Source organism: Vibrio sp. 378 (assembly GCF_033339435.1).
On sequence record NZ_JAWOUO010000007.1, the window covers coordinates 22,814 to 45,256 of the forward strand.

Here is a 22,443-nt window from a genome sequence, read left to right on the forward strand (position 1 = left end):
TACAGTGAGATATAATCAAGAAAAAGGGCGGCATGAACCGCCCTGATTAACTCTTTCTATCGGATTGGTGGCGCGTACATAAAGCCGCCTGCATTCCATAGCGCATTAACGCCACGAGAGATTTCTAACGGCGAACCAGTACCGACTGTACGTTCGAAGCTTTCACCATAGTTACCAACTTGTTTGATAACCTGGTAGCCCCAATCGTCGCGGATACCCAACCCTTTGCCTTTAGGGCCATCAACACCGAGGATACGCTTGATGTTTGGATCTGTTGACTTCAGCATTTCATCCGCATTCTTCGAACTAATACCGTATTCTTCAGCGTTAATCATCGCAGACAATGTCCACTTAGCGATGTTAAACCATTGATCATCGCCTTGACGAACGACTGGACCTAGTGGCTCTTTAGAGATGATTTCTGGAAGAACGGCCGCAGAGGACGGATCTTTCAAATTCAAACGTAGTGCATAAAGGCCAGATTGGTCAGTTGTTAATACGTCACAGCGTCCCGCATCAAAACCTTTCGAAGTTTGCGCAGCTGTGTCGAATACCACGGGTTTGTACGCCATGCCTTGGTTGCGGAAATAATCTGCAAGGTTTAGCTCGGTTGTTGTACCTGATTGAACACACACCGACGCACCATCAAGCTCTTTAGCACTTGAGATACCAAGTTCCTTCTTCACCATAAAACCTTGACCGTCGTAGTAGTTCACACCTACGAAGTTTAGGCCCAGTGCAGTGTCACGGTGGAGAGTCCAGGTCGTGTTACGGGAAAGCACATCAATCTCACCAGATTGAAGCGCAGTGAAACGTTCTTTTGCGGTTAGGGGTACATATTTAACTTTCGTTTTATCCCCAAGAACGGCTGCAGCCAGTGCTTGGCAATATTCTACGTCGATACCTTCCCATTCGCCTTTTGAGTTAGGGTTAGAGAAACCAGGTAGACCGGTACTTACGCCACAAGTAAGAAAGCCTTGTTTTGTGACTTTGTCCAGAGTAGTGTCTGCTGCTTGAGCTGATGTTGCCATCATCGCAGTAGAAGCCGCTACGACGGAAGCAAGAACTGTGAGTTTATTTGCCATTTGTATCCTTCCTGTATGATCCATGTTTAATCAGGAGTGACCTGAAATAACGTGTCCAATTCGTTAGAGTTATCGTCCTACGTGATTGATTTTCGAAGAAACGGCATTCGATAGATCAACCAGTTATAAGCGTAGGAAAGGATCTGTTAATTCTCAAATATATAATTTAAATGAAGTTTTGAGAGAACTTACAAAGTGCCTTGAGATTTAGAATGACGAAATGTTAATTGTTTGTAAATAGTGCAATTCATGGACAATTTGGTGCATCAGAACAATCAATAGAAGAGTGAACAATACAAAAGAATAAAAAGTTGTTATTAAAACTGTCATTAGCTGAGCAAGGTGAAGTTCAGTAAAAATTCAAACAAAAATTATTTGTGATACCGAAACAGGGTGATGAGCTTGCCCCATTTTTGGTAGCATGGTCTACAACAGCTAATTAGAGTAATCATGGATTGAAATGCGATATTTTCCTCTGTTCTTAGATTTAATTAATAAACCCGTTCTCGTCGTGGGTGGCGGTGAGGTGGCAAGCCGAAAGGTGGAAGCGTTGCTAAAGGCTGGGGCGGATGTGACTATCGTTTCTCCGACGTTGGTTGATTTTCTGTCTAAGCTTGCTTCTGAGCATCAACTGCGCTGGGTACAACGTTTCTATTCGAGTGACATTGTCACTAAAAGCTTTGTTCAAGTGTGGGCGACGACAGACAATCCTGAGCTAAATCACCAAGTGTACAAAGATGCTAAAGAGCTAGGCATCTTGGTTAACGTTGTGGATGATAAGCCTTACTGTGATTTCATCACGCCGTCAATGATTAATCGTGGCCGCATCCAAATCGCTATCTCTAGTGGTGGAGCTTCGCCAGTTTTAATTCGAAACATCCGTGAAAAGCTTGAATCGATACTGCCACAAAACATGGGGTTGATGGCGGATTTTGCTAACTCAAAGCGAAACTCAATTAAAGAGGCATTGCCTAGCGTCGATTTACGCCGTAAGTTTTGGGAGCAATTCTTCTCGAATCCCGAGGTTGAAAACGCACGAGATAATCGAGAGTTAGAAGCAATTTACCAAGCGACCATGGCAACACCTTTAGATGAAAAGGGAAGTTGTACTTGGGTTCATGTTGGGAAAGATGTTGAGATGTTGCCAATAAAAGCCGTACGCTATATGCAACAAGCGGAGCTGGCTCTGTACTCAACTCGATGTGAAGCGAATGTGTTAGAACTAATACGAAGAGATGCAGAAAGAGAAGCTTTCTCGAGCGCTGCTGAGCTTTCGGATATGCTGGCTAAGGCTAAAGCTGAAAAGCTTCGAATTTGCGTGTTCATACCACAAGGAACGAGCGAATTCGTATTGCTGCAAGGGCAGGACTTAGTTATCTAGCAATGCCAAATGCTAAAGTGGATACGTAGTTCGTTACACTAAAGCCAATAAAAAACGCCAGCGGATTATGCGCTGGCGTTTTTATTTACTTCTCAGATTGATTAATCACGGAAGTTGTTAAACTGGAATGGGATACCCATCTCTGCTTCACGAATCGCTGCCATTGTCGCTTGCAGGTCGTCGCGTTTCTTACCAGTAACACGTACTTTGTCGCCTTGAATAGAGGCTTGTACTTTTAACTTTGCGTCTTTGATAAGTTTCACTACTTTTTTCGCCGTTGGAGTATCAATACCTTGGCGGAAAAGCAGAGTTTGGTGCCAGTTTTTACCAGTAACGTCTGGGTCTTGTGCATCCATTGCGTTCGCGTCAATGTTACGCTTCGCTAAGTGGCCGCGTAAAATGTCGCGCATTTGCTTAAGTTGGAAGTCACCTTCCGCAGACATTTTTACGTTTTCTTCTACTAGCTCAAAGCTCGCATTTACGTTGCGGAAATCGAAACGAGTAGACAATTCACGGTTAGCGTTATCAACGGCGTTACGTAGTTCAACCGTATCGATTTCAGAAACAATATCAAACGATGGCATGAAGATTCCTTGATTATTTTGTTATAGGGACTTTCGGGACTTAACAGCGCTTGCCAGCATATCTAGCATTGTAGCAGTGTCTTCCCAACCTAGGCATGGATCTGTAATAGACTGACCATACGTTAGGTTATTGATGTCAGTCATTGGCTGATTGCCTTCAAGAATAAAGCTTTCAGCCATGATACCCGCAATACGAGTGCTGCCTGACTTAATTTGGTTACAAATGTCCTGAGCTACGTCGATTTGTTTTCTGTGTTGCTTCTGACAGTTTGCATGGCTGAAATCCACAACCAAACGTTGTGGCAATCCAAACTCAGCTAAAGCATCACATGCTTGTTTGACTGATGCTTCATCAAAGTTAGGGCCTTTTTCTCCACCGCGCAGAATAATATGACCGTAAGGGTTGCCACTTGTGCGGTAAACCGTCATTCGACCGTTCTTATCTGGCGAGTAGAAGTAATGCGATGCTTTCGATGCGCGAATTGCATCAATTGCAATTTTTACGTTGCCATTTGTGCCATTTTTGAAACCAACTGGGCAAGATAGTGCCGACGCCATTTCACGGTGAATTTGTGATTCCGTTGTGCGAGCACCAATCGCGCCCCAAGTGATCAAATCCGCGATGTATTGGCCAGTGATCATATCAAGAAACTCAGTAGCAGTCGCAAGACCAAGCTTGTTGATATCCAGTAGTAGTTTACGAGCTTTATGAAGACCAGCTTCAAGTGCGTAAGAACCATCTAGGTTAGGGTCCGTAATCAAACCTTTCCAACCAACTACTGTACGAGGCTTTTCAAAGTAAGTACGCATCACGATAAATAGCTCGTCTTTGTACTTGTCTTGGATTTCACTCAGGCGAGTGGCGTAATCAATGGCAGCTTCAGTGTCGTGAACAGAACACGGACCTACAATCGCAAGAAGGCGATCGTCTTCACCCGATAAAATGTTTTCAATCTGACGACGAGATTGAGCGATACGGTCTGCAACGTCATCCGTAATAGGATGTACACTACCTAGCTCTGCTGGGGTAGGCATTGGACCCAAAGGTTGGGTTCTCAATTCATCTGTTTTTATAGGCATGTTATAGCTTTATTCTCTATTGCGAAGGGGTAAAGATAACGGAATTACAGGCAGGAATAAACCGTTTCACGGGAATCTTCGCCAGGAAATACCGAATTGTATACAAAGGTGTAGGTATTCATTTAAATGACTTATGTATAAATGACAAAACTTGATCATTAAATCAATATATATACATTTGAATTTATAACCATTTTCTCTATCTCGCTGTAAGGTAATCTAAGTAACTGCGATAAACTTCATACCTTACGGGTGACGCCGTCACTTCCTGAGGGTTAAATAACTCGTGAGATCGAGCTTTTGTTAACATTTCTTTGACATCTATTTCTTTCGTTGATTAACTGGTCTGACTAGATTGGTAAGGAGACCAAAATGTTATCAGCTCTACGTCGTGCGAATTTGTATCTAAATCTGTTTGGCTTTTCAAAAGTGCCGCTGATTTGGCTTTGCCACCCTAAAATCATTGCGATAGATAGCAAGCATGTTGAGGTTCGTATCCCATTGCGCAGAAGAACGAAGAACCACCTGAATAGCATGTATTTCGGCGCTTTAGCCGTTGGCGCTGATGTTGCTGGTGGTTTTCTTGCTATGAGTAAAGCGCAAGAAAAGGGAGAAGCGATCTCGCTAGCATTTAAAGGTGTGAAAGCCGAGTTTTTAAAGCGCCCGGAAGCCGATGTGCACTTTGTTTGCAATGATGGTCATGTCATTGATGAGATGCTCGAGCACACCTTGGCAACGGGTGAACGAGTAAATCGTGACGTAAAAATTGTCGCGCTGTGTCCTAACTTACATGGTGACGAGCCAATGGCTGAATTCTCGCTTACTCTTTCGATAAAAAAAGCAGCCCAACAAAGAAAAGAGGCTGCCTAGTGGTTTGTGGCTCGCTTGTTTAAAGGCGGTGGCTTAATTGAGTTCAATCTTCTCGATAGAGACGATTTTGGAGCGATTTAAGACCACTTTCCAGCGGTAATAAACAGGCTCATCAGTGTGGTTGTCCTCTTTGACAATCACATTGAGCAAATGACGTTTCTCTACTGACTCTTTGGTTACTTGACCTTCATTTAAACGGTAAACTCGGTTTGAGCTTTTATCCATCAAGCGGATGATAGGGCGCAAACTGATGTTCAATGTTTCTCTCGTTTGTTCGTAACCACTCAAGAAAAGAGAGGTCGCCATTTCGGTTTTCTCGTGATAATGAAGAATCTGCTCTTCACGTTGCACGACGCGCTTTTTACGTATTCTTTGAATCTTATCCGGCAAGCTACTTAAGGTACGATAATCGAGCCACTCCAATTTTTTGCCAACCACTTTTTTCGTCGTTGGGTCAACATACTTCTTACGCCATTTTGGCTTGCCTTTACGGATCCATCGCCACATGGCATCGCGTAAATCATCTTTAAAGATTTCTCGTAAAGCGTAAATAAAAGACATCGCGATAATGAATGAGGCAGAAATTTCCCCCAGATAATCGCGAGCGAGAATCACGGTTGAGGTCACGACAACCATCACTAAACCGGTTGCAATACCTTTGATAGCGCGCTTAATGTTGTTACCCATCGATATGGTTTCTTCACGAAGCACGATAGGGTGTTCAATCAATCGCCTTAGCAAGCGCATTTTGTTAGATAGGCGAGTAACGTCTTCAACGACTCTTGATGAGTTGTATTTGTTGAGTTTACGATGGGCTTGCTCTTTCTCACATAGCGTGATCAGACGCTTTTTAATCGTGCCATAGTCGCCTTCACGTGGTAGATGGGCCACCAGTGACAGGAACTTTTGCTCGGTATACCAAGACAGATAGTTATCGATGTTAACGTAGTAGCGTTTTAAGTTCTCTTCATAAGGAATAGAACGCCGCAAGCGCTTTAAGATCTCAAGCGTGAGCTCGATAACTTCGTCCACTTCATCTTCCGTTACGGAGTTGTTCTCATGCTTGTTTAAACTTGCTACCGCTTTGTCTAGCGCGATAACGTATTGGTAAGCGAACAAACTCAAACTTACTCGGTATTGCTGATTCGACAGGCGTCCACGTTTGGCAAGTCGACTGTGTACTAGCGGAAGAAGGATTTCAGTACTGTAATAAGATCGTTGCTGTGTGATTGAGGTGTAATAAAATTCGGATTCACTGATGATATCGGCGTTTAAACCAAGCTCACCAGGTATAAAAAAGTAAATATCTAGGTCGACACTTTTGCTCTTTGCGAGTGCATGACTGATTTTTAATGTTATTGAGTCTTGTTTATCGACGGTGACCAAAGAAAGCTCCTGACTTTGCTAAAGCATTCTTAACTTATGCGTTCCGTTGAGCAGGTAAGTATAAGAGTGCTAAAAGAGTGACTGGGGCATATAGCTGAACGACAACAGCATAACAGAGCACTATGCTTTTCTCTCTGATTTTCTTGTTAGTTTAGGTATAATTCCACGTAAATTTAAAAAGAGACAAAATCAATGATTAAAATTGGTCAAATTAACAGCTTAGAAGTCATTAAAAAGGCTGATTTTGGCGTATTTCTGGATGGCGATGATTACGGTTCTGTTCTACTACCTAGTAAGTATGTACCAGAGGGTACTGAAATTGGTGAGCATGTAGACGTATTTCTGTACTTCGATTCAGAAAGCCAACTTGCTGCGACCATTGAAAGACCAATTGCCCAAGTGGGTGAATGGGGTTTAATGAAGATTGAGGGTGTGAATGCGACAGGTGCTTTTGTAAATTGGGGCATCAAAGAAAAGGACTTACTGATTCCTTTTAGTGAGCAACGCACTCGCTTCTCTGCCGGACAAACCATTTTAGTGTATGTTTATACCGACAAAGCGTCAGGTCGCATTGTTGGTACGACTAAGTTCAATAAATGGTTAGATAAAACTCCAGCGAATTATGAAGTTAACGAACAAGTTGATTTGATCATCGCAGAGCGTAGTCAACTTGGTTATAAAGCTATCGTTAACGGTAAGCATTGGGGCATGATTTTCCCATCGGATGTTTTTGGTAAGCTTTACATCGGTAAAAAGCTGAAAGGCTTTATTAAGCACATTCGTGAAGATGGCAAAATCGACCTTGCTCTACAAAAAGTCGGTGTGGCGAAAATGGACGATCTTTCTAGTAAGATCCTTGACCTGCTAGAGAAGAAAGGCGGATTTTTGCCTTTGAATGACAAGTCGTCTCCTGAAGCGATTTTTGATGCTTTCCGCACAAGTAAAGGGACTTATAAAAAGACCATCGGTGGCTTATACAAGCAGGGTAAAATTGTCATTGAGAAAGACGGTATTCGTCTAGCGTAGTCCAAACTCACGTATAGCGGATCTACAGCCAAAAAAACGGCCCAAACTTTTCCTTTTTTTGGGCCTAGGGGAAACGGCTCCGCAGAGCCTGCGCTAAACTTGTCCAACAATAATTTTGTTGGTTAACATAGAGAGAAATGCCACATCAAAGCATTACTTTGATACAACTAGTTTAGTACAGCGTGTCCGGATCGCTAGCGAGCCCACTTGCTTTCATACTTACGAATTAAAAAGCCATCGCAAATACGATGGCTTTTCATTTATTTATGGTTCGTTACGTCTTTTAAAATAAGTTCTTATCTCGTACTAATTCGCGAGGGAGGCCATTCTTTATTCGGTTGCTTACCCACTTGCCAAGGCCAATAACTGCGCCTTGATAGGTGACAAGCACTTCGCCTTTACCTGTTTTCATTCCCTCAGGAATGGTTTGTGGGCGAACATCACGCCCCATGTACCATTCGCGCGCTTCTTCAATACTGAGTTCAATGGCGTTGCTTTCAGAGCCTGTCGCCAGGGCAGTCGCGACTTGGTGTTGCCAACGGTAGCCATTTTTATGGGCTTCCGCGATCTTTATACCCATACGGGAGAAGCGTAATTCGCCGATCATCGCTTCTAAAGCATTAGGGAACAGCCAGACATCTTTATCGCGAAGCCATACAGAACTGTCATTTGGAAGTTTAATACCTAACGCGCTTTGGAGTTGTTGAGCAATTTCTGTCGATTCTTTTTTTGAAGTTTTAGCAAAGGGGAATTTCCCCATGCGCTTTTTGACTTCTGGCGCCTCAACAGCAGCCAGTTTGCGAATTCTTGCAACAAAGAACCCTTCACAGTCGTAGACCTGCGGGAAAATATGCAAAAAACCTTCTTCAGTTAGAGCTGCCTCTGCGTTTTCAAACAAGTTCTCAAGGCTTTCAAACTCTACAGCATCCCCAAAGGTTTCTTTCAAGTGATGACAAACTTGTTGGTTTTCTTCTGTACTGAGCGTACATGTTGAGTAAACCATCACACCACCGGGCTTTAATGCATGGAAGGCGCTTTCAATAAGATCTTTCTGCGTGTCAGCGATGTCGAGTACGGAAGCTTGCGTCCAGTTTTTCATCGCATCTTCGTCTTTGCGAACGGTGCCTTCTCCAGAGCAAGGCGCGTCGAGCAAAACCGCATCAAATTGTTCTGGTAGCCAACCGCCAAAAACGCGTCCATCGAAGTTACTTAGTGCGGCGTTACGTACCCCACAACGTTCCACATTAGCGTGCAGTACTTTTACACGACTTGCGGCGTATTCATTGGCCACAAGTACACCTTCGTTGTTCATTAAAGCTGCAATTTGAGTGGTTTTTGAGCCTGGAGCGGCTGCGGTATCTAACACGGCATCGTAAGATTCATCATTCATAAACAGAGCAGATACCGGCATCATGGAACTGGCTTCTTGAATGTAGAATAAGCCAGACATGTGTTCTGCTGTGTTGCCTAATGGTACAACTGACTCATCCGCTTCAATCCAAAACCCCGAGTCACACCAAGGCACAGGAGAAAGCTTCCAGCCTTTTGTTTCTGCTCGTTCTAAAAACGCTTCAACGCTGATCTTCAACGTATTAACTCGAATACTTTTGCGCAGTGGCTTTTGGCAAGACGCGATAAAGTCTTCCATGTTGAGGTGAGCAGGAAGGATCGTTTGGATTTTTTCCAGAAACGCGTCTGGGATGTAAACATTAGGATGCAATGTGGGATCTCGTTTGCAGAATTTGTGGCAAATAATATACGAAAGCGAAGCAGAAACGAATAGTGACAAGGGCCGAGCATTAAAAAAGAGCAGCGATTGCTGCTCTTTTAAAGTGATCAAACTTCAATTGTACGTGAATTGAGCTTTATTCTACGGCTTAGGAATCGCTGTACGCCATTGAGTCCAACCTTCTTCAGCTTGTGGATACAAAAAGAAAGATTGCCCACTCTTTGCCGCTGGTGGAATAGTCGATTGCTCTGGCGTTGAAAACGCAATTCCTCCGCGAACTAAACTATCAAAGGTTCCCGCTTTGATGTTAGCGCCAGTAAGCCCGATGGAAACATCTACTCCTGAAACATTCCAGAACACACTGTTTTGACGAACGAGGTAAGCATATTCAGGCTGTATTTTGATAGTCGTGACGATGCGATCAGCAAATTCTCCTAGGCTTACGTCGGTCACTTGGCCAACTTCCATCTGGCGGTAAAGAATAGGGGTACCGACTTGTACTGAGCCTCTTTGTTCACTTTGTAACGTAAACATGATTCCATGCACGCGTTCTGAACTATTTTCTAATTGAAAATCAAATTTAGCTTTACCTTTACCTGGTTCAACACTGATGGATTTCGAAACCAACGCCCCGAGGTTTTTAACGCCACCTAAACCAATTTCTGGTTCAGTTAGCCAAAAATGTGAGCCTTCAACCGCAATGTTTTCTACGTATTCAGGTAGGATCCTTGCAGTGACTTCAACCATGTTACGACGAAAATTCGGTACAACCAGAGTGATTTCACCAACTTTAACACCTTGATATTCAATCGGCATTCCTTTAGCAATCTCTTGCGAACCGTCGGTTTCTAAAGCAATGACGCGCCCAAACTTGCGAGCGGTTTTTTGATCAGAATACAGCTTCCAGTTTTCTCCGATTTTGTTTTCAACGCCTGGCACGGAGTCAAAAGCGATGCCACCTTCTATTAACGATTTCAAAGGGTGTGCTTTCACACTGACGCCAGCTAATGATGCATCTATCTCAATCCCTGAACGATTCCAAAAAACGGTTTGTGGCGTTACAAGATAAGCGAAGCGGTTTTCGATAGTAGCCTTAATTAGTACTCCGCCATCAACTAGTTGGAAATCGGAGACGTTACCAACTGGAAGATTACGATAGAGTAGAGGGCTGCCTTTGGAAATCGGCGGCAATTCAGAAGCAAATAGTGTTAGCGCCCTAGAGCCACTTTGATTGTACTGCGCCAATTCAGCCAATGATTCATTTTGGAACAGTTGATACTCTTTTTGAATATCCTGCTTGCCTTCGCTCACAAAACTAATTGACCCGGTTAACAACTGCTTTGCTGGAGGAACGGTAACGCTGAGCCCCGATTCAGTTAACTCTGCTGACGCACTGCCGGTTACATAAAAACGATTGTTTGATTTGATCAGATGCTTGTATTCATGGTCAATCAATACATCCATAAATACTTCGTGTTGTGATTTTTTATCTTCCTTGACTAGGCCCACTTTGATGATTGAACCAACAACGATGCCTTTATAAAGTACATTGGCACCGCTATCTAGGCCAAACGAATTGTCGGATACCAACCGAATCGCGATGGACTTTTCTTGCTGTTGGTTAAACACGTTTTTACGAATGGCAGTAAAGCGGCGAGAGCGTTCACCCGCGCCCGGCACGATCGTTAAGAAGTTTCCTCGTACTAAATTAGCAATGTTTTCAACACCAGAAAGGGACACTTTTGCTTCTTCTAAGACAAATCGAGTACCTGTCGTCAGCATGTCACTAAAAGCGGGTTGAATTGCCGCTGACGCCAATATCACTTCTCGGCCTTCGGAAAGGCTCAAGTCCGTAACTTGGCCAATTTCGATTCCGCGATACATAATTGGAGCGCCTTCTCCGCTGATCTTGCTGTCATCAGGTAGGACGATTTTAACCGCGATGCCTCGACCAGCAGTTTTCAAATCTTTATACAAACGGAACTCGGTGTTCTCTTCTACAGGCTCACCATCATCCGGAGAGTCGACGGCGATGGCGCCACCTAGTAAGGCACTCATGCTTTCTAGTCTTACATCGACACCTTCAAAACCGATGCTGGCACCAATTCCACTGACGTTCCAGAATCGACTGCGGTTGTTAATGATATGTCGGTATTGATCCTGAATGTTGGCTTGAATAGTGATAGATTTTGCATCTTCATCTAGCTGGTAACTGTACACTTCACCGATTGGGATTTTCCTATAAACAATTTGAGAGCCAACCGATACACCACCTAAATCACGGCTTTTGAGCTTAATATTCAAACCTTGAGAAACGCGTAAATCTGTTGGGGCAGAGTCTAACGCATGGAATGTTGTCTCAAACTCTTGACCATCTCCGGGTTGAATCGAGATGTAGTTACCTGAGACGAGCGCATCCAGTCCGGAAACTCCCGTTAGGCTAGCTGTTGGTTTTACTAACCAAAAGCGTGTTTTATCGTTCAGTAACTTTGCAGCTTCAGGATAGATATCAGCATCGACATAAATACTGCCGAGATCTTCGGTGAGGTTAATGTCTCTTACCATGCCGACTTCTAATCCTTGGTAACGGATAGTGGTTCGGCCGGCGACAAGACCAGCGGCATCAGAAAAATAGATTTGCACTCGTTGTCCTGCATCGTGTATCGACTTCACCACAAGCCAGCCAGCTAAGACCATGGTCAAAATTGGCAACAGCCAAAGAGGAGATATGCCTTTACTCCGCTTTACATCTGGTACGTATGACGTTTGAGAACTGTTCTGATCACTCATTCATTGACTCTTTTTCTGATTGTTTTGGGCTTGTTTGGTCCCAGATTAGCCTTGGATCAATACTTTCTGCTGCAAGCATGGTCAACACTACGACAACACCAAATGCTACGGCGCCATATCCTGGTGTGAAATCCAGTATCTGACCACGATCGACTAAAGTCATCATGATAGAAATAACAAATAAATCCATCACAGACCATTTACCGATCCATTTAACAACAAAGTAAACCATCATTCGTTGTCTCTTAAACACCGAACGTTTGAATTGGATGCAAAGCATGATGTAGGCGAGCCCAAGTATTTTAATCACCGGGACAACGATACTGGCAACAAAAATGATCGCAGCGATTCCATACATGCCGCTTTTTACCAAACCTGCCACGCCTGAAAAAATAGTGTCCTCCAAACGCTTACCATTGGTAAGCAAGATGGAAATAGGGATCAGGTTAGCGGGGAAGATGGCGACCGTTGCTGCGATGAGGTAAGCCCATGTTTTCTGAATGGAGTTTGGCTTGCGATGATATAACTCGTGATGACAACGCTGGCAATGGTCACCTTCAGGCTGGGACAAGTGGCATTCATGGCAATGCACATCTTTATGCTCAAAAGCATATAAACTTTCTGGTTTCCAAGCTTCCCAATAACGACGCACGCTGATTCTTGAAACTAACAAAACGGTAAATATCTGCAAAAGAACCAGACCAATTAACCCTGGGCCGACGAAAATGTCGGAATAATCTTGGAGTTTAAAACAGGAAATGGCGATGCTAACTAAGAACACATCCAACATAACCCAATGCTTCAAATGTTGAATTAGCCACAGTGAGATACGAAGCCCACGGAACCATCGTTGATGTAAAGAAATATGCGCCGTTACCACTGAAACACAAACCGTCAGTGGCGCTAGAGAGCTACAAAATAGAATGAGCAATGAAAGAAGAACAAATCCTTCTTCCATCAATGTGATCATCCCTGAAGGCAGGGTTGCCGGAATCATCACACCAAAGAGTCGGATGCTAATAAAGTTAAAAAAGTGCGATGGAATAAATAGTAGGATACAGGTTATCGCGACGGCTAGATTACCAGAGAGGCTAGGGCTACCTCCGCGATATAATTGTGTACCACAACGAGGGCAGTGTGCATTTTTGCCATGGGGTAAGTCGACGATGTCGACAGGCAATTCACAACCTTGGCACAAACGTACGTTATTGGGTTGCATGGCGTGCTTAGACAGAGAGGTCATAACGACCTCTCTAGCTTGAACGATTTAAGCGTGGGACTGTATGCCCCCATATAAGGTTTGATATAAGCCTTCTTGCTCAACTAACTCACCATGAGTACCTGTTTGCGTCACTTTCCCATCTTCAAGCACGTAGATCAAATCGGCTTGTTTCACAGCGGATAGTCGGTGCGCAACGATTAATGTTGTTCTACCACGTAAGAACTCGGTCAGTGCTTTGTGTAAAGCCGCTTCAGTAGCGGTATCTAGCGCAGACGTGGCTTCGTCTAAAATAACAAATTGAGGATTACTCAGCACCATTCTAGCAATGGCAAGCCGTTGTCGTTGACCTCCTGACAAACGAATGCCATTACGACCAACTTGAGTATCCAAGCCGTGGTTAAGTTGAGAAATTACATCATGCAGCTGAGCCACTTCAAGCGCACGCCAAAGTGACATTTCGTCAAAATTCCCACCAAGCGTTAGATTATGCCTCAAGGTATCGTTAAATAGTATAGGTTGCTGTAATACCACGGCAATTTTGTCGCGAATTACTTCAAAACCAATATCTTCTGTTAATTCATCATTAAAGCGAATGCTACCGGAGTTTTGACGGTAAACCCCAATAAGTAATTGTATCAAGGTTGACTTACCACCGCCGCTTGCACCAACCAACGCCACTTTCTTTCCTGCCGGCATATGTAAAGAAAGATTATCTAGGACTTTGTTTTCATTATTGTAAGAGAAATTAATGTTTTCTACTTTAACATCAACTTCTCTACCTTCTTTGAAAGGATTTACCTTAGGAACCGGTCTCTGCTCTTCTTCTAACTCTAATAAGTCGTTGATGCGTTTTAATGCGGCTTTAGCGCTGTACCAAGAAAACTGAATCCCAAGCAACTCTTGAACAGGAGACAGCATGAACCATAGGTAACCAAAAACGGCAAATATTTGGCCAATAGTAAGGTCACTGAACATGACCATTAACATTGCGACAGCTCTGAATAATTCAAAGCCGATCAAAAAGAGAAGAAAAGAAACGCGACCAGCCGCTTCAGATTGCCAAGCATACTTGTCTGCATCAACGCGAACTTGGTTCGCACTGTCTTTGAGTTGCTGGAGAAATTCTCGCTCTTTATTGGCCGCGCGTAGTTGGTAGATTCCATCTAATGTTTCAACTAAACGGTTTTGGAAAATTTCAAAAGAATGATTTTCCTTCCGTTTCAGATGTTTAACCATACTGCCTAGTTTACGTGAGAAGTAAATGACAATAGGGTTAACTAACAGGATAAACAGACCAAGTCGCCAATCGAGCCAAAGTAGAACGATAGCAGTACCAATAACAGTCAGAAAACTGATAACGAATTTTGCTAACGTAGAACCAATAAATTTATCAATGGTCTCAATGTCAGTGATAAGGTGTGCGTTGATTCCTCCGCTACCTTTGGTTTCGTATTGTCGGATGCTGATACGGCCGAGTTTGTCGATCATTTTACTGCGCATCTCAAACGTGATGGTTTTTGAAACAAGCGTAAATTGTCGGCTTTGAAGGATATTTAATCCTTGGCTCGCAGCTCGCATAAGAACAACCAAGAACAGGGTGAAGAAAATATAGCCTGTCGGAGTGTGCCACGCTTCAGGGAGAATGGCATTCATGGCATCTAAGCCTTTTGCAGGCTGGTCCAATAAGACCTCATCAACCATCAAAGGCATGAGGAGGGGAATTGGAACACTAATCAAGGTTGCAAGCACCGCTATCAAGTTCGCTATGATCAGCTTGGACTTGTGCTTTTTTACTTGTGTTATCAACCAAGAACGGCTAATAGTGTCATTTTTCAGAAGCATTGTAATTGAGAATAAGTCCTATTATAAAGTAGGGCTGCATTTTAGCGCCATACATTGAGAATGGAAGCTTTTATAGTAAGTAGGAAGTTAATATGAACTTAGAACAATACCAAAGACTAACCAAACAAGCTGTTGCTCTAATTGAGTCTGAACCAGACTTTATTGCGAACCTAGCAAACTTGAGCTCATTGCTTTTCATGGAACTTGACGATCTTAACTGGGCAGGCTTTTACCTAACAAAAGGTGAAGAGCTTGTTCTTGGTCCGTTCCAAGGAAAACCAGCTTGTGTTCGTATCCCAATGGGTCGAGGCGTCTGCGGTACTGCTGCACAAACTAATACTATACAAAGAGTATACGACGTTCACGAATTTGAGGGGCATATTGCGTGCGATGCAGCGAGCAATTCAGAAATTGTGATTCCATTTTCTATTAATGGAAAGGTGGTTGGTGTACTTGATATTGATAGTCCAAGTATTGGCCGATTTAATGAAACAGACGAAGAAGGTCTCACTCATTTCATGGTTGAAGTAGAAAAGCTGCTTAATTCACACGCGAACGACGCATAAATTAGCCTTCGAGTGTGGTTTTTCCTTGGCATGTCACTATAATACGAGAATATTTTTTCTTAATGCTCGCGGAAATCCGCTCAAATCAGGACCCCTCATGACTGAAAAGTTAAAAAACAGCAAAGAAGTTATTGCATATATTGCTGAATGTTTCCCTAAGTGCTTTACTTTAGAAGGTGAAGCAAAACCTCTGAAAATTGGTATTTTTCAAGATCTTGCGGAACGTCTAAATGAAGACGAAAAAGTAAGCAAAACACAGCTTCGTGCAGCGTTAAGACAGTACACTTCATCATGGCGTTACCTACACGGTGTAAAACCAGGTGCAGTACGTGTAGACCTAGATGGCAACCCTTGTGGTGAGCTAGAAGAAGAGCACGTTGAACACGCGAAAGCGACACTTGCAGAAAGCAAGGCGAAAGTTCAGGCTCGTCGTAAAGAACAAGCACAAAAAGCTCGTGAAGAGGGTAAGGCGAAAGCGAAACCTGCGGCTAAAAAGCCTCAACAGCCTCGTCGTACTAATAAACCAAAAGTACAAAAACCAACTAAGCCTGTAGAAACGCGCGCTCTAAATGCTGATGAAATCACAGTAGGTAACGCAGTTAACGTGAACATGGGCAAAGGAAACATGGCAGCGACCATTGTTGAAATCAATAAGGATGATGTACGTGTTCAACTTGCTAACGGCCTACAAATGGTTGTGAAAGCGGAGCACTTGCGCGCATAAAGGAGATACTCCTACGCATGAATTGCCGTTCAAAAGTGACCCTGATTGCTGCTAGCTTATGGCTAGCAGCATCAGCTCAGGCTCTTGAAGCCAAACTACATAAAGATGACCTGCCGGTTCTTTCTCCTGAAGTTCAGCATGAAACAGCTAGCAAACGAGTCACCTCGCGATTTACCCGCTCTCATTATAAGCACTTCAGCCTCAATGATGATTTCTCTAAAGCGATCTTTGAACGCTATGTAGAGTTGCTTGATTACAATAGAAATATTTTTACTCAAGCAGACATCGATTCATTTAAAAATTGGTCAGTCGAGCTTGATGATCAGCTTAAATCGGGCAACAACCAAATTGCTTTTGATGTTTACAACCTCTCAATGCAGAAGCGTTTCGATCGTTTTGCTTATGCGTTAACTCTACTCGATGAAGAGATCAAGTTTGATACCGATGACGAGATAGAGTTAGACCGCTCTGAGGCCGCATGGCCAAAAGACGAAGCAGAGCTCAACGAGTTGTGGCGCAAGCGTGTGAAATATGACGCGTTAAATCTGAAACTGACTGGCAAAGAGTGGCCAGAGATTAAAGAAGTTTTAGAGAAGCGTTATAACAACGCGATGAAGCGCATCACACAGACCAACAATGAAGACGCATTTCAGTTGTATATGAATGCCTTCGCGCGACAGGTTGACCCTCATACAAGCTACCTTTCTCCACGTAATGCCGAGCAATTCCAATCGGAAATGAACCTTTCTCTAGAAGGCATCGGCGCTGTTTTGCAAATGACAGACGATTACACAGTAATTCGTTCACTTGTTGTTGGCGGTCCGGCATCAAAGAGTAAGCAACTTGGTGAAGGGGACCGAATCACTGGTGTTGGACAAGACGGTGAAGAAATTGTCGACGTGATCGGTTGGCGTCTGGATGATGTTGTTCAGTTAATCAAAGGCCCTAAAGGCACAAAGGTTAATCTACAGATCTTGCCAGAAGGTAACGATGCGAAGAGTTACATTGTCACAATTGTTCGTGACAAAGTTCGCTTAGAAGATCGTGCGGTTAAGTCAGAAATCATCGAAAAAGACGGTAAGAAGATTGGTATTTTAGAAGTACCAAGTTTCTACGTCGGCTTATCGAAAGACACCGATAAATTACTAGCTGAGTTGAAAACCAAAAACGTTGACGGCGTAATCGTTGATCTACGCAACAATGGCGGTGGTGCGCTAACAGAAGCAACGGCATTGACAGGTTTATTCATTAAAGAAGGCCCTGTAGTTCAAGTCCGTGACAGCTATGGCCGCATCAAAGTGAATGCCGATACCGATGGAAAAGTGAGTTATGATGGCCCATTGACGGTATTGATTAACCGCTACAGTGCTTCAGCATCTGAAATTTTTGCAGCGGCAATGCAAGATTATAATCGTGCAATCATCTTAGGTGAAAACTCTTTCGGTAAAGGTACAGTTCAGCAACATCGTTCACTGAATCATATTTATGATCTTTTCGATAAAGAGCTAGGTTATGTTCAGTACACGATTCAGAAATTTTATCGTATTGACGGTGGAAGTACGCAAAATCGTGGTGTTGCACCAGATATTTCGTACCCAACGCCAATTGAGGCTTCTGAAACTGGTGAAAGTGTTGAAGACAATGCTTTACCTTGGGATCAGATTGATAAAGCACAATATCAAACGTTTCCAAGTAACGACGCCTTAGTTGAAAAACTTACTGCTCTTCATAACAAGCGTATTTCTGATGAGATGGAGTTCCGCTTTATCAATGAAGACATCGAGAAATATCGTAAAGAAAAAGACGATAATACTTTGTCTTTGAACGAAAAAGTTCGTAAAGCTGAATCGGATAAAGCGGAAGCCCTTCGATTACAACGCATAAATGAACGTCAAGTTGCTTTGGGTAAAAAAGCATTCAAAACATTGGATGACATACCAAAAGACTACGAGGCTCCTGATGTTTATTTAGATGAGTCTGTCGCGATTATGGTCGATCTACTTAAGCAGGAAAATCAGTCATAATAACTGGCAATTTAGAATAAAAAGAGTGAGTCTTTCAGATTCACTCTTTTTTTATGCCTTTTTGTCTTCCGCTATCTCGATATCGAGCAAGATATTCGCTTATTTTCCCCCAATAATTTACGTGATCTACATCTAAAATTTCGCGAAAGTGAGGACTACTGGCTAAGCTAAAAGAAAACGATAAGGATGCCGATATGAAGTGGTTCTTTATTTTACTTAGCTTTTGCTGCTTTAGTGTGTTTGGTGGAGAAAACACCAGAGAAGATGAATTAAGTCACTTTGACACGCCGTTTCTCATCGGAGACTGGTATTTAATGAACCCAAACCCCGAAGAGTCGGCTGAAAACTTTCGCGCGATCAAACTCTCATTAGGTTCTGACTACAGCTTTTCTATTGATATTCAAAAGAAAGACTATTCCGTTGACCATTGGGAAGGGCTGTATAACGCAAATGAAGACACCATCGTTCTTGGTTTAAACACCGACGAGCCTCAAATTTATGCGTATCGCAACAACCATAATACGCTTGATCTTAATGGTGTAACATTCACTAAGGGATTATCCAATTCACTTGCAGGTATTTGGTCTAGCTCTCACGTATCTGGCGACGGTCTTGTGGCAAACAACATTAATCAGATGGATTTGATACTTCAACCTGATTTCGTGTTCATGTTTAGGGTTTCGAACGAAGAAGGGGATGAGTCCATCAAACAAGGTGTGTTTTACACAGAAGATGAGTTTCTGGTTCTGTTGTATGAAAATGGCGAGCATGGAACCACGTATAAGCTCAACAAGAATGAGCTAACGATCGAAGATTCCAATGGTGATATGTACGCCGTACTCAATAGAGTTACGCCATGATGCCTTTAACATGCGCCAAATTACGCGTGCGTACGGTAAGTCATTAATGTTGTTTAAATGTTAACCAAAAAACGGAGCTAGAGCACTAAAAGCTCCGTTTTTTGATGGAAAGACTTGTATTCTGATACCACAACCCCTACAAATAGCTTATATAGTGATACCAGAACTGCATTTTTGATCATGCAGTCTGGTATTTTTGTTGTTCGACATACAAGGATTTATGCTCATGTCTCAAGCTCCCCTGGCCAAATATCGTAAAGATTATAAAGAGCCATCTCATGCGATTACTGATATCGATCTTACTTTTGATCTATATGACAATGACACAATCGTTACGGCGGTATCAAAAGTTGCTCAAAAAGGCGATACAACAACGCTAGAACTCGATGGCGAAGGGCTTGAGCTACGCGCTGTAAAAGTAAATGGTGAGGATTGGGCTCATCACGAGGTGAAGGAGTCATCGCTGGTACTGACCGATCTTCCATCCGAGTTTGAACTTGAAATCGTCACCAAAATTGATCCTGAAGCGAATACAGCACTCGAAGGTTTGTACAAATCAGGCGGCGCATTTTGTACTCAGTGTGAGGCTGAGGGCTTCCGCCGTATCACGTACTATCTAGACCGTCCGGATGTTCTAGCAAAATACACAACAAAAGTGATCGCAGATAAAGCGGCTTACCCATATTTGCTGAGCAATGGTAACCGAATTGCAGAAGGTGATGCAGAGAACGGTCGTCATTGGGTTCAATGGCAGGATCCGCATCCAAAACCAGCTTACTTGTTCGCCCTTGTTGCAGGCGACTTTGATGTATTGCGTGACAAATATACAACGATGTCAGGTCGCAGTGTTGATTTAGAAATCTTTGTTGATAAAGGTAACTTAGATCGTGCAGGTCATGCGATGACATCTTTGATCAACTCGATGAAGTGGGATGAGGAACGCTTTGGCCTGGAATACGATCTGGGTATTTATATGATCGTTGCTGTTGATTTCTTCAACATGGGTGCAATGGAAAACAAAGGCTTGAACATTTTTAACTCAAAATATGTTCTGGCGAACGATCAAACTGCGACAGATCGTGACTATTTAGGTATCGAAGCTGTGATCGGTCATGAGTACTTCCACAACTGGACTGGCAACCGTGTCACTTGTCGTGACTGGTTCCAACTAAGTCTAAAAGAAGGCTTAACCGTATTCCGTGACCAAGAATTCTCTTCTGACTTAGGTTCTCGTGCTGATAACCGTATTGATAACGTACGTATTATTCGTGGTCCTCAATTTGCGGAAGATGCAAGCCCAATGTCTCACCCGATTCGTCCTGACAAAGTCATTGAGATGAATAACTTCTACACGTTAACGGTGTATGAAAAGGGCAGCGAAGTTATTCGCATGTACCATACACTCCTTGGCGAAGAGGGCTTCCAAAAAGGAATGAAACTTTATTTTGAACGTCACGATGGTACCGCCGCGACGTGTGAAGACTTTGTTTCTGCAATGGAAGATGCCACCGGTGTTGATTTAAAACAGTTCCGTTTGTGGTACAGCCAATCGGGTACACCAACGATACGCGTAAATAGCGAATACAACGCTGATGCAAAAACTTACGCACTAACGGTAGAGCAATTTACGGAGCCGACGCAAGACCAAGCAGAAAAACAAGCGCTGCATATTCCGTTCGATATCGAGTTGTATGATTCGAAAGGTCGAGTTATCCCACTGGTGATTAACGGTGAATCTGTTCATAACGTGCTGGATATTAAACAAGATAAGCAAACGTTCGTATTTGAAAATGTCGAAGAACAGCCAGTGCCATCTTTGTTGCGTGAATTCTCGGCACCAGTCAAATTAGAATACGATTACAGCGATGACGAGTTAGTCTTCTTGATGAAGCACGCAACGAACGATTTTTCTCGATGGGACGCTAGCCAAATGCTATTGGCTAAATACATTCGTCAGAATGTGAAAAATGTTCAAGCGGGACAAGAAGTATCGCTTTCTGAAGGTGTGATAGATGCTTTCCGCGGTGTGCTGTTGGATGAAACGCTTGAGCCAGCTTTCATTGCTCAAGTTTTCTCTATGCCTTCAATCAATGAGATTACTGGTTGGTACCAGCAAATTGATATCGATGCCGTAGACAAAGTGCTAAACAGCATTACAGTGTCACTTTCTAAGGAATTAGAAGATGAGCTAAGTGCAACTTATCACACGCTTAAGCAAACAGAGTATACGATCGACCATGCTGCTATTGGCAAGCGTGCTTTACGTAACCGTTGCCTTCAGTACCTAGCATATACGGAAAAAGGTAATGATTTAGTCAACGCGCAGTACGCATCTGCAAATAACATGACAGATACGATTGCTGCGATGAGTGCCGCAAATAACGCTCAGCTCGAGTGTCGTGAAGCACTTATGGCTGATTATAGCGATAAATGGAAGCACGATGGTTTGGTTATGGATAAGTGGTTTGCACTTCAAGGTAGCAATCCTGCAGAGGATGCTCTTGAAAAAGTAAAAGCAACCATGAACCACGAAGCATTTAGTTTGAAAAATCCGAACCGTACGCGCAGCTTAATTGGCTCGTTCTTAAGTGCGAACCCTGTACGTTTCCATGATAAATCCGGTGTAGGTTACCAGTTTGCCGGTGAAATTCTTCGCCAACTAAATGATTCGAACCCACAAGTAGCTTCTCGAATGATTGATCCTTTGCTTAAGTTCCGTAAATACGATGAAGCTCGCCAAGCAATGATTCGTGCAGAACTTGAAAAGCTCAAAGCAATGGATAATCTTGCTAAAGATCTATTCGAAAAAGTGACTAAAGCACTAGACGAATAGTAAACAACACAATAGGGTGGTCATTAAGACCACCTTATTTGTTTATGTCACTTAGTTTTCACTTCATGAACTATTACTACTTCAATCTCAACATTTCATATCAAACGTTTTTATCTCATTATTCTGGTGCGGCAAGTGTTGTTCAAGTTGTCACACACAACGGTTTGCGTTTGCAGTTACCCGCCGCGAGATTTAGACCATTTCTTAGTCAATTGGGCGTTAGAGGCCAGTTTAGACTAACAACTGACCAAAATAATAAGTTTCTTAAGTTAGAAACTCTGTGATGTATTGTATTTGCAGAGAGTTAAATAGGAATCTTAGTCACAGAATCGGACATTTCACCTCTTACCACTACGATTAGTTGTTAAACATTTGTAATTATGCTTTTACAATGGGCACATGCATTACCTATGCTTAGTTTCTAAGGTAACAACCTAGCTA

At 43.0% G+C, this 22,443-nt stretch carries 17 protein-coding genes; 9 read left to right on the plus strand and 8 right to left on the minus strand.

The features are described from left to right. Nucleotides 1-56: 56 nt before the first annotated feature. Complete coding sequence (locus R7Q48_RS14180) at nucleotides 57-1,085, minus strand: amino acid ABC transporter substrate-binding protein (RefSeq protein ID WP_005377403.1); 1,029 nt, start codon at nucleotides 1,083-1,085, stop codon at nucleotides 57-59. 460 nt (nucleotides 1,086-1,545) lie between these two features. On the opposite strand from R7Q48_RS14180, the gene R7Q48_RS14185 reads away from it, so the two are divergent. Next, the gene (locus tag R7Q48_RS14185; RefSeq protein ID WP_005390199.1) at nucleotides 1,546-2,466 is read left to right on the plus strand and encodes a bifunctional precorrin-2 dehydrogenase/sirohydrochlorin ferrochelatase; all 921 of its coding nucleotides are present in this window, start codon (nucleotides 1,546-1,548) and stop codon (nucleotides 2,464-2,466) included. Nucleotides 2,467-2,567: 101 nt separating this feature from the next. On the opposite strand, the gene R7Q48_RS14190 is transcribed toward R7Q48_RS14185, so the two are convergent. Further along, nucleotides 2,568-3,050: a YajQ family cyclic di-GMP-binding protein gene (locus tag R7Q48_RS14190; protein ID WP_005377415.1), complete on the minus strand. Its 483-nt coding sequence runs from the start codon at nucleotides 3,048-3,050 to the stop codon at nucleotides 2,568-2,570. A gap of 21 nt (nucleotides 3,051-3,071) precedes the next feature. Further along, nucleotides 3,072-4,130 (minus strand): 3-deoxy-7-phosphoheptulonate synthase, encoded by a 1,059-nt coding sequence (locus tag R7Q48_RS14195; RefSeq protein ID WP_005390197.1) that lies wholly within the window; start codon nucleotides 4,128-4,130, stop codon nucleotides 3,072-3,074. Between the two features lie 372 nt (nucleotides 4,131-4,502). On the opposite strand from R7Q48_RS14195, the gene R7Q48_RS14200 reads away from it, so the two are divergent. Continuing rightward, nucleotides 4,503-5,000, plus strand: coding sequence for a DUF4442 domain-containing protein (locus tag R7Q48_RS14200; RefSeq protein ID WP_005377418.1), 498 nt, complete (start codon nucleotides 4,503-4,505; stop codon nucleotides 4,998-5,000). Between the two features lie 33 nt (nucleotides 5,001-5,033). Here R7Q48_RS14200 and R7Q48_RS14205 read toward each other — a convergent pair whose 3' ends face one another. Then, nucleotides 5,034-6,386, minus strand: a complete 1,353-nt coding sequence (locus R7Q48_RS14205; RefSeq protein ID WP_005377421.1) for a hypothetical protein — start codon at nucleotides 6,384-6,386, stop codon at nucleotides 5,034-5,036. A gap of 192 nt (nucleotides 6,387-6,578) precedes the next feature. Between R7Q48_RS14205 and R7Q48_RS14210 the strand changes: the two genes are divergently transcribed. Then, entirely contained in the window at nucleotides 6,579-7,412 is an 834-nt protein-coding gene (locus tag R7Q48_RS14210; protein WP_017633794.1) for a S1 RNA-binding domain-containing protein, read from the plus strand. A 283-nt stretch (nucleotides 7,413-7,695) separates the two neighbouring features. On the opposite strand, the gene rsmF is transcribed toward R7Q48_RS14210, so the two are convergent. The 4 genes from rsmF to R7Q48_RS14230 all read right to left on the minus strand — a co-directional run bounded on the left by rsmF (nucleotide 7,696) and on the right by R7Q48_RS14230 (nucleotide 14,995). Then, complete coding sequence (gene rsmF / locus R7Q48_RS14215; protein WP_149192330.1) at nucleotides 7,696-9,132, minus strand: 16S rRNA (cytosine(1407)-C(5))-methyltransferase RsmF; 1,437 nt, start codon at nucleotides 9,130-9,132, stop codon at nucleotides 7,696-7,698. A 150-nt stretch (nucleotides 9,133-9,282) separates the two neighbouring features. Further along, nucleotides 9,283-11,931, minus strand: coding sequence for an MlaD family protein (locus R7Q48_RS14220; protein ID WP_130544963.1), 2,649 nt, complete (start codon nucleotides 11,929-11,931; stop codon nucleotides 9,283-9,285). Then, on the minus strand, nucleotides 11,924-13,174 hold the full coding sequence (locus tag R7Q48_RS14225) for a paraquat-inducible protein A (RefSeq protein WP_005377429.1): 1,251 nt from the start codon (nucleotides 13,172-13,174) through the stop codon (nucleotides 11,924-11,926). The genes R7Q48_RS14220 and R7Q48_RS14225 overlap by 8 nt, the downstream gene beginning before the upstream one ends. Before the next feature lie 24 nt (nucleotides 13,175-13,198). Continuing rightward, entirely contained in the window at nucleotides 13,199-14,995 is a 1,797-nt protein-coding gene (locus tag R7Q48_RS14230; protein WP_005377431.1) for an ABC transporter ATP-binding protein, read from the minus strand. 92 nt (nucleotides 14,996-15,087) lie between these two features. Between R7Q48_RS14230 and R7Q48_RS14235 the strand changes: the two genes are divergently transcribed. The 6 genes from R7Q48_RS14235 to R7Q48_RS14260 all read left to right on the plus strand — a co-directional run bounded on the left by R7Q48_RS14235 (nucleotide 15,088) and on the right by R7Q48_RS14260 (nucleotide 22,286). Further along, nucleotides 15,088-15,561 carry a GAF domain-containing protein gene (locus tag R7Q48_RS14235; RefSeq protein ID WP_005377433.1) on the plus strand — a complete coding sequence of 158 codons (474 nt, stop codon included), beginning with the start codon at nucleotides 15,088-15,090 and terminating at the stop codon, nucleotides 15,559-15,561. A gap of 97 nt (nucleotides 15,562-15,658) precedes the next feature. Further along, nucleotides 15,659-16,285, plus strand: a complete 627-nt coding sequence (proQ, locus tag R7Q48_RS14240) for an RNA chaperone ProQ (protein WP_005377435.1) — start codon at nucleotides 15,659-15,661, stop codon at nucleotides 16,283-16,285. A gap of 17 nt (nucleotides 16,286-16,302) precedes the next feature. Further along, entirely contained in the window at nucleotides 16,303-18,309 is a 2,007-nt protein-coding gene (gene prc / locus R7Q48_RS14245) for a carboxy terminal-processing peptidase (protein ID WP_017634279.1), read from the plus strand. Nucleotides 18,310-18,503: 194 nt separating this feature from the next. Next, nucleotides 18,504-19,169 (plus strand): hypothetical protein, encoded by a 666-nt coding sequence (locus tag R7Q48_RS14250; protein WP_005377438.1) that lies wholly within the window; start codon nucleotides 18,504-18,506, stop codon nucleotides 19,167-19,169. A 226-nt stretch (nucleotides 19,170-19,395) separates the two neighbouring features. Beyond that, a complete protein-coding gene (gene pepN / locus R7Q48_RS14255) occupies nucleotides 19,396-22,002 on the plus strand; it encodes an aminopeptidase N (protein ID WP_256903213.1) in 2,607 nt (868 codons plus the stop codon). A gap of 65 nt (nucleotides 22,003-22,067) precedes the next feature. Further along, entirely contained in the window at nucleotides 22,068-22,286 is a 219-nt protein-coding gene (locus tag R7Q48_RS14260) for a DUF2835 domain-containing protein (protein ID WP_005377440.1), read from the plus strand. Nucleotides 22,287-22,443 lie beyond the last annotated feature (157 nt).

Excerpts from the sequence above, each read along its gene's own strand:
- R7Q48_RS14180 (WP_005377403.1), bottom strand. The coding sequence starts at position 1,085 with ATGGCAAATAAACTCACAGTTCTTGCTTCCGTCGTAGCGGCTTCTACT.
- R7Q48_RS14185 (WP_005390199.1), top strand. The coding sequence starts at position 1,546 with ATGCGATATTTTCCTCTGTTCTTAGATTTAATTAATAAACCCGTTCTC.
- R7Q48_RS14190 (WP_005377415.1), bottom strand. The coding sequence starts at position 3,050 with ATGCCATCGTTTGATATTGTTTCTGAAATCGATACGGTTGAACTACGT.
- R7Q48_RS14195 (WP_005390197.1), bottom strand. The coding sequence starts at position 4,130 with ATGCCTATAAAAACAGATGAATTGAGAACCCAACCTTTGGGTCCAATG.
- R7Q48_RS14200 (WP_005377418.1), top strand. The coding sequence starts at position 4,503 with ATGTTATCAGCTCTACGTCGTGCGAATTTGTATCTAAATCTGTTTGGC.
- R7Q48_RS14210 (WP_017633794.1), top strand. The coding sequence starts at position 6,579 with ATGATTAAAATTGGTCAAATTAACAGCTTAGAAGTCATTAAAAAGGCT.
- R7Q48_RS14220 (WP_130544963.1), bottom strand. The coding sequence starts at position 11,931 with ATGAGTGATCAGAACAGTTCTCAAACGTCATACGTACCAGATGTAAAG.
- R7Q48_RS14225 (WP_005377429.1), bottom strand. The coding sequence starts at position 13,174 with ATGACCTCTCTGTCTAAGCACGCCATGCAACCCAATAACGTACGTTTG.
- R7Q48_RS14230 (WP_005377431.1), bottom strand. The coding sequence starts at position 14,995 with ATGCTTCTGAAAAATGACACTATTAGCCGTTCTTGGTTGATAACACAA.
- R7Q48_RS14235 (WP_005377433.1), top strand. The coding sequence starts at position 15,088 with ATGAACTTAGAACAATACCAAAGACTAACCAAACAAGCTGTTGCTCTA.
- proQ (WP_005377435.1), top strand. The coding sequence starts at position 15,659 with ATGACTGAAAAGTTAAAAAACAGCAAAGAAGTTATTGCATATATTGCT.
- prc (WP_017634279.1), top strand. The coding sequence starts at position 16,303 with ATGAATTGCCGTTCAAAAGTGACCCTGATTGCTGCTAGCTTATGGCTA.
- R7Q48_RS14250 (WP_005377438.1), top strand. The coding sequence starts at position 18,504 with ATGAAGTGGTTCTTTATTTTACTTAGCTTTTGCTGCTTTAGTGTGTTT.
- pepN (WP_256903213.1), top strand. The coding sequence starts at position 19,396 with ATGTCTCAAGCTCCCCTGGCCAAATATCGTAAAGATTATAAAGAGCCA.
- R7Q48_RS14260 (WP_005377440.1), top strand. The coding sequence starts at position 22,068 with ATGAACTATTACTACTTCAATCTCAACATTTCATATCAAACGTTTTTA.